General features: G+C 63.0%; 14 protein-coding genes. 8 read left to right on the top strand and 6 right to left on the bottom strand.

All coding sequences use genetic code 11. From position 1 onward, the window contains the following. Window positions 1-25: 25 nt before the first annotated feature. The 3 genes from araD (at window position 26) to AB7828_RS16400 (ending at window position 3,620) form a co-directional block, all read left to right on the top strand. Window positions 26-1,765, top strand: a complete 1,740-nt coding sequence (gene araD / locus AB7828_RS16410; RefSeq protein WP_439074831.1) for an L-arabinonate dehydratase — start codon at window positions 26-28, stop codon at window positions 1,763-1,765. Window positions 1,766-1,777: 12 nt separating this feature from the next. Further along, complete coding sequence (locus tag AB7828_RS16405) at window positions 1,778-2,497, top strand: ribonuclease activity regulator RraA (protein WP_441230634.1); 720 nt, start codon at window positions 1,778-1,780, stop codon at window positions 2,495-2,497. 112 nt (window positions 2,498-2,609) lie between these two features. Then, on the top strand, window positions 2,610-3,620 hold the full coding sequence (locus AB7828_RS16400) for a L,D-transpeptidase family protein (RefSeq protein WP_441230633.1): 1,011 nt from the start codon (window positions 2,610-2,612) through the stop codon (window positions 3,618-3,620). 1,028 nt (window positions 3,621-4,648) lie between these two features. Here AB7828_RS16400 and hemE read toward each other — a convergent pair. Further along, entirely contained in the window at window positions 4,649-5,695 is a 1,047-nt protein-coding gene (hemE, locus tag AB7828_RS16395) for a uroporphyrinogen decarboxylase (RefSeq protein WP_441230632.1), read from the bottom strand. A 189-nt stretch (window positions 5,696-5,884) separates the two neighbouring features. Between hemE and hemF the strand changes: the two genes are divergently transcribed. After that, complete coding sequence (gene hemF, locus AB7828_RS16390; RefSeq protein WP_441230631.1) at window positions 5,885-6,778, top strand: oxygen-dependent coproporphyrinogen oxidase; 894 nt, start codon at window positions 5,885-5,887, stop codon at window positions 6,776-6,778. 28 nt (window positions 6,779-6,806) lie between these two features. On the opposite strand, the gene AB7828_RS16385 is transcribed toward hemF, so the two are convergent. Both AB7828_RS16385 and AB7828_RS16380 read right to left on the bottom strand, forming a co-directional pair. Further along, window positions 6,807-7,484, bottom strand: coding sequence for a heme oxygenase (biliverdin-producing) (locus tag AB7828_RS16385; RefSeq protein WP_441230630.1), 678 nt, complete (start codon window positions 7,482-7,484; stop codon window positions 6,807-6,809). Between the two features lie 98 nt (window positions 7,485-7,582). Then, window positions 7,583-8,557 carry a LysR family transcriptional regulator gene (locus tag AB7828_RS16380; RefSeq protein ID WP_441230629.1) on the bottom strand — a complete coding sequence of 325 codons (975 nt, stop codon included), beginning with the start codon at window positions 8,555-8,557 and terminating at the stop codon, window positions 7,583-7,585. A gap of 155 nt (window positions 8,558-8,712) precedes the next feature. Here AB7828_RS16380 and AB7828_RS16375 point away from each other — a divergent pair, with 155 nt between their 5' ends. The 3 genes from AB7828_RS16375 to AB7828_RS16365 all read left to right on the top strand — a co-directional run bounded on the left by AB7828_RS16375 (window position 8,713) and on the right by AB7828_RS16365 (window position 12,115). Beyond that, window positions 8,713-9,723, top strand: a complete 1,011-nt coding sequence (locus tag AB7828_RS16375) for a class 1 fructose-bisphosphatase (protein WP_441230628.1) — start codon at window positions 8,713-8,715, stop codon at window positions 9,721-9,723. Window positions 9,724-9,885: 162 nt separating this feature from the next. Further along, window positions 9,886-10,209, top strand: coding sequence for a hypothetical protein (locus AB7828_RS16370; protein ID WP_441230627.1), 324 nt, complete (start codon window positions 9,886-9,888; stop codon window positions 10,207-10,209). A 208-nt stretch (window positions 10,210-10,417) separates the two neighbouring features. Further along, window positions 10,418-12,115: a thiamine pyrophosphate-binding protein gene (locus AB7828_RS16365; RefSeq protein WP_441230626.1), complete on the top strand. Its 1,698-nt coding sequence runs from the start codon at window positions 10,418-10,420 to the stop codon at window positions 12,113-12,115. Window positions 12,116-12,289: 174 nt separating this feature from the next. Here AB7828_RS16365 and AB7828_RS16360 read toward each other — a convergent pair whose 3' ends face one another. After that, entirely contained in the window at window positions 12,290-12,928 is a 639-nt protein-coding gene (locus AB7828_RS16360; RefSeq protein WP_441230625.1) for an alpha/beta hydrolase, read from the bottom strand. Then, window positions 12,925-13,866 carry a ring-cleaving dioxygenase gene (locus AB7828_RS16355; RefSeq protein WP_441230624.1) on the bottom strand — a complete coding sequence of 314 codons (942 nt, stop codon included), beginning with the start codon at window positions 13,864-13,866 and terminating at the stop codon, window positions 12,925-12,927. Before AB7828_RS16355 ends, AB7828_RS16360 begins: the two co-directional genes overlap by 4 nt. Window positions 13,867-13,994: 128 nt before the next feature. On the opposite strand from AB7828_RS16355, the gene AB7828_RS16350 reads away from it, so the two are divergent. Beyond that, window positions 13,995-14,906 carry a LysR substrate-binding domain-containing protein gene (locus AB7828_RS16350; protein WP_441230623.1) on the top strand — a complete coding sequence of 304 codons (912 nt, stop codon included), beginning with the start codon at window positions 13,995-13,997 and terminating at the stop codon, window positions 14,904-14,906. On the opposite strand, the gene AB7828_RS16345 is transcribed toward AB7828_RS16350, so the two are convergent. Beyond that, window positions 14,903-16,981, bottom strand: coding sequence for an ATP-dependent helicase (locus AB7828_RS16345; RefSeq protein ID WP_441230622.1), 2,079 nt, complete (start codon window positions 16,979-16,981; stop codon window positions 14,903-14,905). The two genes, AB7828_RS16350 and AB7828_RS16345, sit on opposite strands and share 4 nt — an antisense overlap. Window positions 16,982-17,034: the final 53 nt, after the last annotated feature.

Raw genomic sequence — 17,034 nt, 5'->3', positions numbered from 1 at the left:
AGCAAAAAGAAACAGGGATGGAATTATGCCGGGCCACAAGAAGACTCCCGATCAACTCCGCAGCGCACGCTGGTTCGCGCCGGACGACCTGCGTGCCTTCGGCCATCGCTCGCGCGCCATGCAGCAAGGCTATGCGCCGGTGGAGTGGGCCGGGCGTCCCGTCATCGCCATTCTCAATACCTGGTCGGAAGCGCAGCCGTGCCACATGCATTTCAAGACCCGCGTCGACGATGTGAAGCGCGGCATCCTGATGGCCGGTGGCTTCCCGATGGAGCTGCCGGCGCTGTCGCTGTCGGAGAGCTTCCTGAAGCCGACCACGATGCTCTATCGCAACATGCTGGCAATGGACGCCGAGGAACTGCTGCGCGGCCATCCGGTCGATGGCGTGGTGCTGATGGGTGGCTGCGACAAGACCACGCCGGGGCTTCTGCTTGGCGCCACCAGTGCCGGCTATCCCGCGATCTATCTGCCGGCCGGCCCGATGCTGCGCGGCAACTGGAAGGGCAAGACGCTGGGCTCCGGCTCCGACGCCTGGAAATACTGGGACGAGCGCCGCGCCGGCAAGATCTCCGACAAGGAATGGGTCGAGGTCGAGGGCGGCATTGCCCGCAGCTACGGTACCTGCATGACCATGGGCACGGCCTCGACCATGACGGCGATCGCGGAGTCCATCGGCATGACGCTGCCGGGCGCATCGTCGATCCCCGCTGCAGACGCCGGTCACATCCGCATGGCCAGTGAATGCGGCCGTCGCATCGTCGAGATGGTGTGGGAGGATCTCACGCCGCAGAAGATCCAGACGCGCAAGGCCTTCGAGAACGCCATCACCGTGGCGATGGCGATGGGCTGCTCGACCAATGCGATCATCCATCTGATCGCGCAGGCGCGCCGCGCCGGTCAGGACATTGGCCTCGACGATTTCGAGATCGCCAGCCGCAAGGTGCCCGTGATCGCCAATGTCCGCCCGTCCGGCGACAAATATCTGATGGAGGATTTCTTCTATGCCGGCGGCCTGCCGGGACTGATGAGCCGCATCAAGGAGCATCTGCATCTCGACGTGATGACCGTCACCGGCAAGACGCTGGGTGAGAACATCGCCGGCGCTGAAGTCTATAACGACGACGTCATCCGAACCGTCAAAGATCCCATCTACGCCGAGGGCGCGCTCGCGGTGCTGAAGGGCAACCTCGCGCCCGATGGCTGCGTCATCAAACCGTCAGCCTGCGAGCCGCGCTTCCTCAAGCATACCGGCCCGGCACTGGTGTTTGACGACTATCCCAGCATGAAGAAGGCGATCGATGACGAGAGCCTCGATGTGACGGCCGATCATGTGCTGATCCTGCGCAATGCGGGTCCGCAGGGCGGGCCGGGCATGCCGGAATGGGGCATGCTGCCGATCCCGAAGAAGCTGGTGAAGCAGGGCGTGCGCGACATGGTCCGCTTGTCGGATGCGCGCATGAGCGGCACCAGCTATGGCGCCTGCATCCTGCATGTGGCGCCGGAATCCTTTATCGGCGGTCCGCTGGCGTTGGTCGAGAATGGCGACATGATCACCCTCGACGTCGATGCCCGCACGATCAATCTCGACATCTCGGATGCCGAAATGGAAAAGCGTCGCGCGGCGTGGAAAGCCCCGGAGCGCAATTACGAACGCGGCTATGGCTGGATGTTCACCAAACATATCCAGCAGGCCAATGAAGGCTGCGACTTCGACTTCCTGCGCACCGACTTCGGCGCGCCGGTCAAAGAACCCGTGATTTATTGAGTGAGTGATCCCATGACCAAGCTCAGCGACGCGACCCGCGCCAAACTCAAGACCATTTCCACCGCCACGGTGGCCACCGCGCTCTACAAGCGCGGCTTCCGCAATCAGTGCATCCAGGATGTCCATCCGCTCGGCCCGGATCAGCCGACGCTGGTGGGCGAGGCCTTCACGCTGCGCTACATGCCGGCGCGCGAGGATCTCAACAAGCTCGACGTGTTCAGGGACCGTTCGCATCCCCAGCGCAAGGCTGTCGAGGATTGCCCGCCCGGTGCCGTGCTGGTGATGGACAGCCGCAAGGATGCGCGTGCGGCGTCCGCAGGCGCGATCCTGATCAACCGGCTGGCGCAGCGCGGCGTTGCCGGTGTCATCACCGATGGCGGCTTCCGCGATTCCGCTGAAATCGCCAAACTCGGCTTTCCCGCCTATCACCATCGTCCAAGCGCCCCGACCAATCTGACGCTGCATCAGGCCATCGAGATCAACGGCCCGATCGGCTGCGGCGACGCGCCGGTGTTTCCCGGCGACGTCATTCTGGGTGACAGCGACGGCGTCATCGTCATTCCCGCGCATCTCGCCGACGAGATCGCCAACGAGGCCTTCGAAATGACGGCCTTCGAGGATTTCGTCACCGAGCAGGTACAGAACGGCAAAGGCATCTTCGGGCTTTACCCCGCGACGGACGAGCAAACGCTGGTGGATTTCGCAGCGTGGCGGAAAGAAAAGGGGCGGTAGGGCGCGATCACGGCGTGCATCGCGTCAGGATGGAACCAGAGGCGGTTCTTGGCTTTGTCTTGGAGAGATGCGCCGGTGCGCATCATCCATCACTCAGCCGGAAAGAGACGCTATGCGCAGCCTCATCGTCGCGGTCGGACTGTCGCTGCTGGCGCAGGGCGCAGCCCTCGCCAAGGATTCCGACAAGCCGTCCAGGGCTTTCAATGCCGAGACGATCAACGCAGCCAATTTCACGGGCAAGCTGCCGCCCGACGAGAAGCTCAGCTCGCTGGCGGTGAAGCTCCAGGTGCTGCTCGACCGCGCGCATTTCTCGCCGGGCGAGATCGACGGGATGTTCGGCGACAATGTGGAGAAGGCACTGCTGGCTTTCGCGGAAGCCAACAGCCTGCCGTCCGGCAAGGCGCTGACGCCGGAGATCTGGGCGAAGCTGCAGGCGGGATCATCGGACCCGGTCATGACCGACTATGTGCTGACTGAGAAGGACGTGAAGGGCCCATATCTCGACAAGCTTCCGGTCAAGATGGAAGAGATGAAATCGCTGAAGAAGCTGGACTACACCAGCGCCCGCGAAGCCCTCGGCGAACGCTTCCATATGAGCCAGGATCTGATCGAGACGCTCAATCCCAAAGCAAAGTTCGACAAGGCCGGTGAGACCATCACCATCGTCAAGCTTTCGGATCGCAAGCCCGACAAGGTCAGCCGCCTTGAGGTCGACAAGGTCCGGCAGACCGTGAAGGCCTTCGCCAAGGACGGCGCGTTGCTCGCCTTCTATCCTGCCAGCGTCGGCAGCGATGAGAAGCCGACGCCATCGGGTGCACTGAAAGTGACGTCGGTTCACGCCAACCCGGTCTATCGTTACGATCCGAAATACAAGTTCAAGGGCGTGGAATCGTCGAAGCCCTTCACCATCAATGGCGGCCCCAACAATCCCGTCGGTGCCATGTGGATCGGCCTGTCGGAGAAGAGTTATGGCATCCACGGCACGTCGGATCCGTCCCGCGTCAGCAAGAGCGATTCCCACGGCTGCGTGCGTCTCACCAACTGGGACGTAGAGCGCCTCGGTGCATCCGTGAAGAAGGGCGTGGAAGTCAGCTTCGTCGACGGCAAGCAGGCGGCGAAATAGGTTCGCCGGCCCAGCGCAAGTTTCCTGCGGTCATTCCGGGGCGTGGGCGGCGCCAGCCGCACGCGAACCCGGAATCCCGGAGTGTTTTCCGCTGAACATGCTGGGATTCCCCGCCACTCCAATTGGAGTGGCTGAGGTTCGCGATACGCCGCCTTCGGCGTCTCCTCGCGCCCTCAGGCAAACCAATTGGTTTGCCGGGGAATGACAGTGTGGGGCTGGAAGACCGTACCTGGATATTTTTTCCTATCTCCCGTTGACACCATCCCCATCAGGTTTATATTCCCCTTCGTCCTGCCCCACCGAGAGGGGCGATCGCGATCGTCACGTTCGCGGGGTGGGATGCGGTGGACGCCGGAGATGCGGCGTTACGCGGTTTGGGGGTGACGTCTGTCTTCGGGCAGGACGGATCTGCGCCAGCACTGCCACTGGCAAGGAGACGGCCGACCTTGGGATGGAAAGACCCCCTGGACAGTGTGACGGACGACCAAATCGAAACGCGTTCGGCCAAGTGCTTTGCGGCTACCCTGTCCCTCCGCCCTGGGACATTAATTTTGGTGATGGGACCGTTCGCCATGGCAGATGTGCAAGCAACCGAAAAAACACCGCAGGCGGAACGTCGGGCACTTGCTCGGCGCCTCCGAAAGTCCTGATGCACTCACAATTGCGGAAGACCGCATCGCATCAGGCCCAAGGGTGCAACGGGCACCCGGCGTTCCGCACGCCCTCTCACAAGGGGGTAGGAATGCAGGAGACGACGGCGCCCCCGCGCCGCAAACAATGGGGGCGATGACGCATGTCTGAAGAGCCGTGGCTGTTTGAAATTCTGGGTTTGCGATGGCGCGACGGCGCCAGAAATATCCCTCCCCCCACGCGAAGCGAAGCTTCGCTAGGTGGGGAGGGTCGGCCGATAGGCCGGGGTGGGGGAGCCACAAGCGACGCTCTCACGTGGGGCACCCCCACCCGTCACGTTTGCTCGCTGCGCTCGCAACGCGCCACCCTCCCCGCAAGGGGGAGGGAGAAGCAAGATGCTATCCCCTGAAATCCCGCACCCGCTTCACCATCTGCTCCACATGGGCGATCGGCGTTTCCGGCTGGATGCCGTGGCCGAGATTGAAGATGAAGCGTCCGCTGGCATAATTCGCCAGCACGTCATCGACGGCGCGGTCGAGCGCTGCGCCGCCGGCGATCAGTACCAGCGGATCGAGATTGCCCTGCACGGCGACGTGGCTCTGCACCCGCTCGCGTACGAAGGACGGCTCGGCGGCCCAGTCGATGCTCACGGCATCGACACCGGTTGCGCCGACATAGCTCGGCAGCAGCGCGCCGGCGCCGCGCGGGAAGCCGATGATCTTCGCATTCGGCACCTTGGCGCGCACGCCGGCGATGATGCGCTTGGTCGGCTCGACCGACCAGCGCTGGAATTCCGCTGCAGGCAGTATGCCGGCCCAGGTATCGAAGATCTGCAGCACATCGGCGCCGGCCTTGAGCTGGCTCAGCAGATAGGTGATCGAGTTCTCGACGATGGTGTCGATGATTTTTGCGAAGGCCTCGGGATGCCGATAGGCCATCATCCGCGCCGGCGCCTGATCCGGCGTGCCCTTGCCGGCGACCATGTAGGTCGCAACGGTCCAGGGCGCGCCGCAGAATCCGATCAGCGTAATCTTCGGATCGAGCTGCGCGCGCACGCGGCGCAGTGCTTCGAACACCGGCTCAAGCTTCGTGAAGTCGGCCTCGGGTGAGAGCGTCGCGACCTTTTCCGGCGTGTCCAGCGGATCGAGCCGCGGGCCTTCGCCGACCTCGAAGCGGACCGAGCGGCCAAGGGCATAAGGGATCACCAGGATATCCGAGAAGATGATCGCGGCATCGAAGCCGAAACGCCGGATCGGCTGCAGCGTCACTTCAGTGGCGAAATCCGGATTGAAACACAGATCGAGGAAACCGCCGGCCTGCGCACGAACCTCGCGATATTCAGGCAGATAACGTCCGGCCTGACGCATCATCCAGAGCGGCGGCACCGCCTGGCGCTGGCCGGCGAGGACATCGAGGAACGGCTTGCGGGGCGCGGACTGGGTCAAATGCTTGGGTTCCGGAAACTGGTGCCGACAGGCATGATTTTGCCGCCTCTGATACACCGCCGCGGCGCTCTTGGCGAGGCGCGGCAATTCCGCAAAACCGGCGATTCACCTCACGTTTTGACGCATCTCAAGGTGCCATCGCGCTGCAAGCGGCATATAGACTGTACGAACATCATGAGCGAAAAGACCATGAACATCATGACCCCGATCGTCAGTCCAGAAATCGAACAGAACCGCACCCGTGCCAAGGTCTGGTTCGAATCCCTCCGCGACCGCATCTGCGCCGAGATCGAGGCGCTGGAGCGCGAGGCGCCGCAGGCGCTGTTCCCGGGCGCGCCGGCCACGTTCACCTACAAGCCGTGGACCCGTGCGACAGGCATCGGCGGCGGCGTCGGCGGCTTCCTCTCGGGCGGCCGGCTGTTCGAGAAGATCGGCATCCATACGTCATCCGCGAACGGCAAGCTGTCGCCGGAAATGGCGCGGCAAATGCCGGGCGGCGGATCGCAGCTCGATTACGTCTCCAGCAGCATCAGCCTGATCATGCATCCGCGCAGCCCGCGCGTGCCGACCGTGCACATGAACACGCGCTTCCTGTCGACGGCAGTGGGCTGGTTCGGCGGCGGCGCGGATCTGACGCCGATGCTGCCGGAGCAGCGCAAGGTCGATGCGCCGGATACGATCACGTTTCACGATGCGATGCGCGGCGCCTGTGATGCGCATGATCCCGCTTACTACAAGAAGTTCAAGGCCTGGGCCGACGACTACTTCTTCCTGCCGCATCGCGGCGTGGCGCGCGGCGTCGGCGGCATCTTCTTCGATCAGCTCAACACCGGCGATTTCGAGAAGGACTTTGCGTTCACGCGTGATGTCGGCTCGGCCTTCCTCGATGTCTATCCGCGCATCGTGCGCGCACGGATGCAGGAAGCCTGGACCGAGGAAGAGCGCGCGCAGCAGCTCGAAATGCGCGGGCTCTATGTCGAGTTCAATCTGCTCTACGACAAGGGCACGATGTTCGGCCTGCAGACCGGCGGCAACGTCGAGAACATTCTGAGCTCGATGCCGCCGCTGGTCAGCTGGAAGTAATTTCCTTCTCCCCGCAGGCGGGGAGAGGCTAAGAAGCCACCTGCTCCGCTTCGATCGCACCCTGCACCGCCCAGGACAGATCGGTGTTGAGCTGGAACGCGACCGAGCCTTCATCGATGATCGCCTGCGGATTCTTGGCAAGCTTGCCGGCCTCGTCGAGCGCGTTGCGATAGTCCGACTTCAGCGCGGCGAGATCGGCATAGGCCGGGAAGTCGTAGAACGACAATTCCTCCGGCGCGAGGCCGGGCTTCTTGGCGAGCAGGCGCTTGAGAATCTGGCCGCCGGAGAGATCGCCGAGATAGCGCGTATAGGCGTGGGCAATCAGCAATTCGCCGTCGCCCTTGGCGGCATCCGCGATGCGCTTGGCATAGGCTTCGCCAGCAGGCAGCATCGGCACAGCCGAGAAATCGCCATCGCACAGCACATTGAGATCGGCTTGCATGGCCGATGCACGGTCGAGCCGATACTGGGCGAGTGCGGCGAGCACAGGCGTGTCGCGATGGCTCTCAAGTCCGGCTTCCAGCGCCTGATAGGCGGCCAGCAGATTCCGCTGCAGCAGGACATAGCCCTTGCGGCTGACGTCACCGCGCAACATGTCCTTGATGATGCCGGAGCGCTCGGCTTCGGTGTGAAGCACCTTGGTGCCGAGATAAAGGGCGGTCACGACGCTGACGGGCGCAGTGCTATCTGCCGAGGCAGCAGGCATTGAATTCTCCGATGACTGATAAAGGGATGTGTTGGCGCTCAGGCTGGCGACACCATATCACCCTCGCCGGATGCTACAAGGTGAGGCCAGGTCGGTCGCTATAGCGCCGCGCGGCTGCGGGACTTGCGGCGTACCGGCGCAGATTTGCCGGTTTCCGTCGCAGGCAGGAACTGCGCGCCCTGTGCGGCGAGGAATGCGCGCATCGCCTGCGCCGGCGGCAGCAGCACCTTGTCCTTGCGGTTGAGTACGAACCATTGCCGGATGATCGGCAGGCCGATCACATCCAGCATCACCAGTCGCCGCTGCTCCAGTTCGGTGGCCACCGTATGCGCGGAGATGAAGGCGATGCCGAGCCCGGCCATCACGGCCTGTTTGATGGTCTCGTTGCTGTCCATCTCCATGCCGATCGTGGCGCGCAAGCCTGCGCTCTCGAACAATTGCTCCATCAACCCGCGCGTGCCCGAGCCGGGCTCGCGCGTCAGGAAAGTCTCGCCTCCAAGATCGCTCATGGAGAGGCGTGCCTTGCCCGCGAGGCGATGATCGCTCGGCGCGATGATCACATGCGGATGATCGCCGATCAGGTTCACATCCATGTCGATCCCGGCCGGCGGCCGGCCCATGATCGCGATATCGAGATCGTAGCTGCGCAGACCTGCGATGGTCTCCTCGCGATTGCCGACCGTCAGCAAGATCTCGATCTTGGGATGGAGCTTCGCGAAGGCCGAGATTGCGAAGGGCACGAAGTATTTCGCGGTGCTGACGGCGCCGATGGAGATGCGCCCGCCGGTCTTGCCGGCCATCATGTCCAGCGATGTCGCGCAGGCGGCCATCGCCGCCTCGATCCGTTCCGACAGCGCCAGCACCTCGCGGCCGGCATCGGTGAGGACCATCCCGTCGCCAGTGCGCTGGATCAGCGGCAGGCCGGCGAGGCCTTGCAGGTTGCGCAGTTGCAAGGTGACAGCCGGCTGTGTCAGGCGCAGCTTCAAAGCTGCCGCCGTAATACTGCCGCTGGCGGCGACGGCGGCCAGTGCACGCAGCTGGCGGATCGAGATGTCGCGGAAGCGCTTCGTCATATAAGGAAAACTTTCGCCGCCCGATTCTTACGAAAGTTCCTTTATTTGGCCCAGCGGGTCAATATCTGTGGGCAAAATGACCCATTTCTGCCATTCCCGGGCCTTCCGGACGCGGCCATGTGCCAGAAGGAGCCCAGTATTTTGCGGAGATTGCGATGACCGACCACATGCCCCTGTCCCGATATACGGCTGACTACGCCGGACAGGACCCGCTGCGGCTGGCCGTGGCTGCTGCGGTCGATGCCTTCGCCAGGGCCTCCATCGAAATCTCCGACCTGATCGGCTGCGGCGCGCTGGCCGGAATTACCGGCGAGGCGCAGGGTGCGCAGAATGCCGATGGCGACGTGCAGAAGGATCTCGATGTCCGCGCCGACGAGATTGTTCGTACCGCGCTGAAGCCGGTGTCCTGGGCAGCGCTGGCCTCCGAGGAAGCCGAGACGGCGGATATCCGCGACGGCGGCGGACTGCTGGAGATCGCCTACGATCCGCTCGACGGATCGTCGAATATCGAAACCAATATGACCGTCGGAACGATCTTCTCGATCATGCCGACGTCGAAGGACGCTGTGCCGTTCACGCAGAAGGGCAGCGCGCAGATTGCTGCCGGCTTCGTCGTCTATGGTCCGCAGACATCGCTGGTCCTCACGCTTGGTGATGGCGTCGAAATCTTCACGCTCGATCGCGCCGCTGGGAGCTACAAGCGCATTCGCCAGCGCGTGCAGATCCCGGCCGAGAGCTCGGAATATGCCATCAATGCGTCCAACCATCGCCACTGGGAAGCGCCGGTGCGCGACTTCGTCGAAGAGTGCCTCGCAGGCGTCGATGGCCCGCGCGGCAAGAATTTCAATATGCGCTGGATCGCAGCCCTGGTCGCCGAGGCCTATCGCATCCTGATCCGGGGCGGCGTGTTTCTCTATCCGTCCGATGCGCGCAAGGGCTATGCCGATGGCCGGCTGCGTCTCGTCTATGAAGCGCATCCGATGGCCTTCATCGTCGAACAGGCCGGCGGCGGTGCGACCACGGGCCGTGCCCGCATTCTCGATCTTGCGCCGACGGCGATTCATCAGCGCGTGCCGCTGATCATGGGTTCGATCAGCAAGGTGAGACGTATCGAGACCATGCATCTCGATGCCAGCGCGGGACAAGCGCAAGCTGCAGCAGAATAAAGCAAAGCGCAGCCGAACAAAGAATGTGCGCACGACACATCCTGTTTTGATCCATTCAAAACATGACAGGCTTGAGGGCTTCTAAGGCCCGTGGTCCCGAAACAAGTTGAGCATGACGCGACCGCGGCCTAGACAAACGCAGGGGTCGCAAAGGATACGCGCATGCTTCCGCAGCAGGTCAAGGTCTCCGATATCACCGATGAGAATTCGGCACAGACCTATCTCAACCAGGCCATCATGACGACGTTCTGCCGCGTGCTCGACAGTTCGCGTCTGCCGCCCGATGTGGTGATGCGTCTTCTGGCAACCGCGATCGGCGCGACCTATCGCGAAGTTGCTGCTGCCCATCAGGACGGCCAGTGCCCCTGCGGATGGCGCCCGGTCCCGGATGCCGATATCGAGGCCCTGCGATCGTCGCTTGAAGGCGCTGCTGCGCCGAAGATGGCTGACGATTTGCACAGCATGGTGATCGCCGGACGGGCGTAGCCGCCAGTCGATCTGCCCTCAAATAAGGCTGCATTTACGCGGAATTGGCCACTGAGGATCACCGCAGATGGCATTTTTGCGTCTGTTCCGCTCTCCCGATCACGTGATTGGGCCAGCGCGATCGACATATGGCAATTCCTTTAGACCTAAACTACTTTGGCCCGATCCTTGAATGTCGAGGAGATCGCGATCGGTGCAAAGTGACCTCATGACATCCTCATCCGCTGCAGTTCTCGACCACACCCCGGCCAATTCGACCGTCTGGCGCGAAGTCGCACGCGCGATCGCCGATATCGGTGCCAAGCGCTGTTTCGGCCTCGTGGGCGGCGCAAACTTCAAGGTAACGCTCGGATTGACCGAGTTCGGTGTCGAGTTTGTCGCTGCGCGCCACGAAGGCGGCGCGGTAAGCATGGCCGATGTGGCGGCGCGTCTGACGCGCGACCTGACCATCGTCAGCGTAACGGCCGGGCCGGGTTTGACTAATGCGATCACCGGCATCGGCGAAGCGGCCAAGAGCGACACGCCTTTGCTCGTTCTCGCAGGTGACGTTGTGCTCGGCGACAAGCAGTCGGCATTTGCCTTCAATCAGTCGGAACTCGTTCACGCGGTCGGCGGCGAGTGGCGTCAGATCACCGATGCACAGAGCGCTTACGCCGACACCTGGAAAGCAGCCTCGGTGGCTCTGCGCGAGCGCAAGCCGGTCGTGCTCAGCCTGCCGATCAATGTGCAGGAAATGCCGGTGACGGCGACGATGGGCAAGAAGCATTTGCCGATCATGCCGCGGGTCACGATCAATCCGGCGAAGCTGGATGAACTTGTTGCGACGATCCGGACATCGAAGAGACCGCTGATTCTGGCGGGTCATGGCGCTGTCGTGGCCGATGCGCAGCCGCTGCTGGTTCAACTGGCCGACAAACTTGGCGCGTTGCTGGCGACGTCGTTGCAGGCGCATGGGATGTTTTCCGGTCATCCGTGGAATCTGGGTGTGGCCGGAGGCTTCTCCTCGAAAGCAACGGCTGAGCTGATCGCGCAGAGCGACATGATCCTTGCTTTCGGCATGTCGCTGAACATGTGGACCACGAAGAAGGGCAAGCTGATTTCGGACTATGCTCAGCTCGTGCAGATCGATGTCGAGAAGGGCCGCATCGGCGTGCATCGCCCGGTCGATCTCGAGCTCGAAGGCGATGCATCGGCTGTGGCCACTGCCGTGTTGCAGGCGTTTGATAAGACGCCGCCCAGCGAGGCCGGCTGGCGCACGCCCGAGGTTGCCGCGGTGATGACTGCCAGAGGCAATCATAATCTGGCCTATGACGACACCAGCACTGCCGACCACATCGATCCGCGCACGCTGAGCAAGGCGATGGACGATATCCTGCCGAAGGATCGCACGGTCGTTGTCGACGGCGGCCATTTTGTCGGCTGGGTGACGCGCTATATTTCAGCGCCCGACCACAAGGGTTGGTGCATTCCGATTGCGTTCCAGTCCATCGGTCTCGGCCTTGCCGGCGCGATCGGTGCGGCAGTGACGCAGCCGGAGCGGCTGACTGTGCTGGCCGTCGGCGATGGCGGTTTTCTGATGTCGATCGCGGAACTTGAGACCGCGGTGCGGCTGAAGAAGCGCATCTGCATCTTCATCTATAACGACAGCGCCTACAGCGCCGAGGTGCATCACTTCGGGCCGGAAGGCTACAATGCGGGTATGGCGCAATTTCCGGTGACCGATTTTGCGGCCATTGCGCGCGGATATGGCGCCGATGGCGTTGTTGTGCGGACGCTCGCCGATCTCGATGCCGTGAAGACCTGGGTCGCCGATGGCGCGCAGGGCGTGTTCATCGTCGATGGTCGCATCAATCCAAAGCTGATCGCGGATTGGTACAGCGAGATGTTCAGCGGAGCGAACTTGTAATTGGCCTTCTTACCTCTCCCCGCTTGGCGGGGAGAGGTCGGCTGAAGCGCGCGGAGCGCGTGAAAGCCGGGTGAGGGGGAGCGCATGATACACTTAAGCGCAAACCACTAACTCCCCCTCACCCGAAGGCTCCGCTGCGCTCGCCTTCGACCTCTCCCCGCAGGCGGGGAGAGGTTATGCCGCGGCTTGGTTCGTTGCTTCAACATTCCCCAACCATTCCTTCGCAATGGTCAGATCCGCCTGCGAGAGCTGATGGCCAACGGGCAGCGTGCGATGCTGCACATCGGCCCCCGCGTTTGCCAGCATCACGGCAAGCCGCTGCGAATTGCTTGGCGGGATGATCGGATCGGATTGGCCCGACACGATCAGTACCGGCTTGCCAGCGAGATCTGCCACCGGTGGTTCATGTAGAGGGACCATCGCCCGCAACAATATGCCGCCGGCCAGCGCCTCGGGGCGCAACAGCATCATTGCCGCGGCGATATTGGCGCCGTTGGAATAGCCGAGCGCGATCGGTGCTTTGAGCCCGTAGCGCTTGCGGGCTTCGACTACGAAGTCTGCAAGGTCATTAGCGCGACGCCGAACGTCGTTCTCATCGAACACGCCTTCGGCGAGCCGGCGGAAGAAGCGCGGCATGCCGTGCTCCAGCACCTGACCGCGGGGCGAGAGCAGTGCTGCACCCGGCGCAATCGCCTCGCCGAGCGGGAGCAGGTCGCTTTCGTCACCGCCGGTGCCATGCAGCAGCAGGAGCGGCGTTGCCTCGCGCCGGTTGCCCGGCGCGAAGCGATGGATGTGGGACAGGTCGTTACTCATGACGTCACCTTTTCAGTGTCGAGCGCCGGCAACACGCGCTCGATCTCGCCGCGATGCTTTTCGAGGAACGCGGGCAGTTTCAGATGCTCGCCAAGGGATTCGACGGGCTCATCCACGGCGAAGCCGGGGATGTCGGTCGCAATCTCGAACAGCACGCCGCCTGGCTCGCGGAAATAGACCGAACGGAAGTAGTTGCGATCCTTCTGCTCCGTCGGCTGCTGGCCGTAGGTCTTCACCAGCTTGTTAGCCATCACCTGCTGATCGGCATCATCCACGGCGCGGAAAGCGACGTGATGCACCGAGCCGCGGCCCTGACGGCCCGGCAGGAAACCGCCGGCCTCATAGATGTCGACAATGCCACCTTCGACGCTGTCGGTGCTCAGGCGAATGATCGAGCCTTCACGCGCCGTTTCCTTGAAGCCGAACACGTCGGTGAGGATCGCGCTGGTCTTCTCGGCCTTCTCCAGCAGAAGCGTCACGCCATGGAAGCCGCGGATCGCGTGCTCGGCCGGAACGTCGCCATTGCTCCAGCCGGGCTCGTTCTCCGCGCCGGTAACGCCGACCAGCGCAAGGCTCATGCCGTCCGGATCGGTGAAGGGCAGCACGGCTTCGCCGAAGCGCTTTTCGAGCGCCTCATGGGCAATGCCCTTCTCGATGAAGCGATGCGTCCAGTAGCCGAGCGAGCGGGCAGGGACCCGGAACGAAGTCTGCTGGGTCTGGCCCACGCCGCCTCGGCCGGGGGCCGCATGCTCCCACGGGAAGAAGGTCAGGATGGTGCCCGGCTTGCCGGTCTCATCGCCGTAGTAGAAGTGGTAGGTGCCCGGATCGTCGAAATTGACGGTCTTCTTGACGAAGCGCATGCCCAGCGCGCGGGTGTAAAAATCGAAATTCCGCAAGGCGTTACCGGCGATTGCGGTGACATGGTGGATGCCTGACATGGTCTGTCTCCTGGTTAGGAAGGCGTCTCGTCTTCCGTTGCCGGGATAATTGGGGCATCCCCGTTCAAAGACAATCTGGCCATTTGTGACATGACTGTCTATGAATTGGGGACAGTCGGGAATGCTCCATGGATAAGCTCAACAGCCTGCGCGCCTTCGTCAAAGTCGTCGAACTCGGCAGCTTCTCCGAAGCAGGGCGGCAGCTGCGGCTGTCGCGCTCGGCGATCTCGAAATATGTCGGCGAGCTCGAACAGGACCTCGGCGTGCAATTGCTCAACCGCACCACGCGCCATGCCAGCGCGACCGAGAACGGTCAGGCCTATTTCGAGCGCGCGCTGACCATCCTCGCCGATCTCGAAGCCGCCGATCAGGCGGTGGCGCAGGCGCAGTCGACGCCGCGCGGATTGCTGCGCGTCAATGCGCCGATGTCATTCGGCACGCTGCAGCTCGGGCCTGCCATTGCCGACTTCATGGCGCAGTGCCCAGAGTTGCAGATTCAACTCGTACTGTCGGACGATCAGGTCGACCCGATGCAGGGCGGTTTCGACGTGACGCTTCGCATCGCCGACCTGGAGTCTTCAAGTCTCATCGCGCGAAAAATCGTCGCCATCGATCGCGCAGTTTGCGCGTCGCCGGACTATCTCAAGCAGCATGGCACACCGAAGCTGCCGGAGGATCTGCGCAGCCACGCGCTGCTCACCTATGGCTTCCTACTCACGGGCAATCAGTGGAAGCTGACCGGCAGGGATGGCAACGATCACTGGATCCAGCCGAGCTGGACGCTCTGCGTCAACAATGCTGAAGTACTGCGCGATGCCGCGATCAAGGGCAGGGGCGTCGCGCTGCTGCCGACCTTCATTGCCGGCGATGCATTGCGCGCGGGCGCTCTGCGCAGCGTGCTCAATACCTACGAAGCACCGCCGCTGACGCTCTATGCGATCTATCCGCCCACGCGGCATCTCGCCGTAAAAGTGCGGCTGTTCATCGATTTCCTGGTGGCGCGCTTCAGCGGCGTGCCGGAGTGGGATGAGAAGCTCTAGCGCCAGATCGCGCGCATCCGCGAATTGATGTCCATGCGCACACCCTGCGCCGCCGCGCGCGCGGGATCAGCGGCGGCCACTTGCGGCCAGGTTGTGCGCTCGAACAGGCCGAGCAGCGCTTCCGGAATGAAGCGGGTGCGCGACGCATAGACGTGGCGGTCACCTTGTGCGTGCTGGCCGTGGGTGAAGAAACGCTGCGGCACCATCAGATGCAGATCGTCCTTGGCGCGCGTCATCGCCACATAAAGCAGCCGGCGCTCTTCCTCGATCTCCGCTGATGTCCCGGTGCCCAAATCCGACGGCATGCAGCCATCGACCACATTCAGCACATAGACAGACTTCCATTCCTGCCCTTTGGCGGAATGGATGGTCGAGAGGATCAGATAGTCCTCGTCGAGCAGCGGCACGCCGGACTGATCGCTGGTCGCGTCCGGCGGATCGAGCGTGAGTTCGGTGAGAAAACGTTCGCGCGACGGATAGCCTGATGCGATCGCTTCGAGCTGGATCAGATCGGCGCGGCGCGTCAGCGAATCCTCGTGAATGCGATCGAGATGTGGCTCATACCAGCGTCGCGCCAGTTCCAGCTCGGCGGGCCAGCCCGCACGGCGTGACTTGATCTCGCTGATGACCTCGACAAAGCCGCGCCAGTCGGCTGCTGCGCGGGGCGGGGCCGGCGCGTGAGCGAGGGCGTCGATCGGATCGGGTGCCGCGATCATGTGATCCAGCGCGCGCTGTGCGGAAGCTGGTCCCACACCGGGTAGCAATTGCATCAGCCGGAAACCGGCGACGCGGTCACGTGGGTTCTCCACGAAACGCAGCAGCGCCAGCATGTCCTTCACATGCGCGGCGTCGAGAAATTTCAGGCCGCCAAATTTGACGAATGGAATGTTCCGCCGCGTCAGCTCCACTTCGAGTGATCCGCTGTGCGAGGACGTCCGGAAAAGCACGGCTTGTTCCTTCAGCTTCATGCCGCCTTCGCGATTGTCGAGCACACGCGCAACGATGGCGCGGGCCTGATCGGTCTCATCCCGGATGGTGACGAGTTGCGGCCTAGCGGAGGAGACGCGATCGGTCCAGAGATTCTTCGTATAGCGTTCACGCGCGAGATCGATCACGCCATTGGCCGCCGCCAGGATCGGTTGCGTCGAGCGATAGTTGCGGTCAAGCGTGATGATGTCAGCCGGCGGGCTGAACTGCCCGGGGAAATCCAGAATGTTGCGTACGGTGGCGGCGCGAAACGAATAGATCGACTGCGCGTCATCGCCGACAACGGTGAGGCCCGCCCCGTTGGGCTTCAAAGCCATCAGGATCGCCGATTGCAGGCGATTAGTGTCCTGATATTCGTCCACGAGCACGTGATCGAAGCGACCGCCGATATCGCTAGCCAGTAGCGGTTCGCTCGCCATCTGCGCCCAGTATAGAAGCAGGTCGTCGTAATCGAGCACGTTCTGCTTCTGCTTGGCTTCGACATAGCCGGCGAACAGTTCGCGCAGCTCGGCTGACCACGCCGCGCACCACGGATAGGACGCACCGAGCACCTGATCGAGTTCGGTCTCGGAATTGACGCAGCGGGAATAGATCGCGAGGCATGTGCCTTTTGTCGGGAAGCGCGTCTCGGTTTTGGAGAAGCCGAGTTCGTGCCGGACCAGATTCATCAGGTCGGCGGAATCCTCGCGGTCGTGAATGGTGAAACCGGGATCGAGTCCGATTTGTTCGGCATAGTCCCGCAGCAGCCGCGCGCCGATGCCATGGAATGTGCCAGCCCAGGCCAGCGCATCGGTCATGACGCCGGCATTGTCGCCCATCACTTGGCGCGCGATGCGCTCGACGCGGCGGCTCATCTCGCTGGCCGCGCGCCGTGAGAAGGTCATCAGCAGGATGCGGCGCGGATCGGCGCCGTTGACGAGCAGATGCGCGACGCGGTGGGCGAGGGTGTTGGTCTTGCCGGAACCGGCACCGGCGATGACCAACAGCGGAGCAGACGTGACGCTGTTCCCATGCGGGAACACGCCATGCTCGACGGCACGGCGTTGTTCTGGATTGAGGGCGTCGAGATAAGAGGCTTGAGCGAGCAAGGCATGTATCCGAGGTGACGAATCACGCTCGCTGATTCCCGCTTTGTTCGCAA

The organism is Tardiphaga sp. 215_C5_N2_1 (assembly GCF_052076055.1).
GTDB classification, from domain to species: Bacteria; Pseudomonadota; Alphaproteobacteria; order Rhizobiales; family Xanthobacteraceae; genus Tardiphaga; species Tardiphaga robiniae.
The sequence above is the reverse complement of the archived record's forward strand: the minus strand, read 5'-3'. Positions and strand labels throughout refer to the sequence as shown.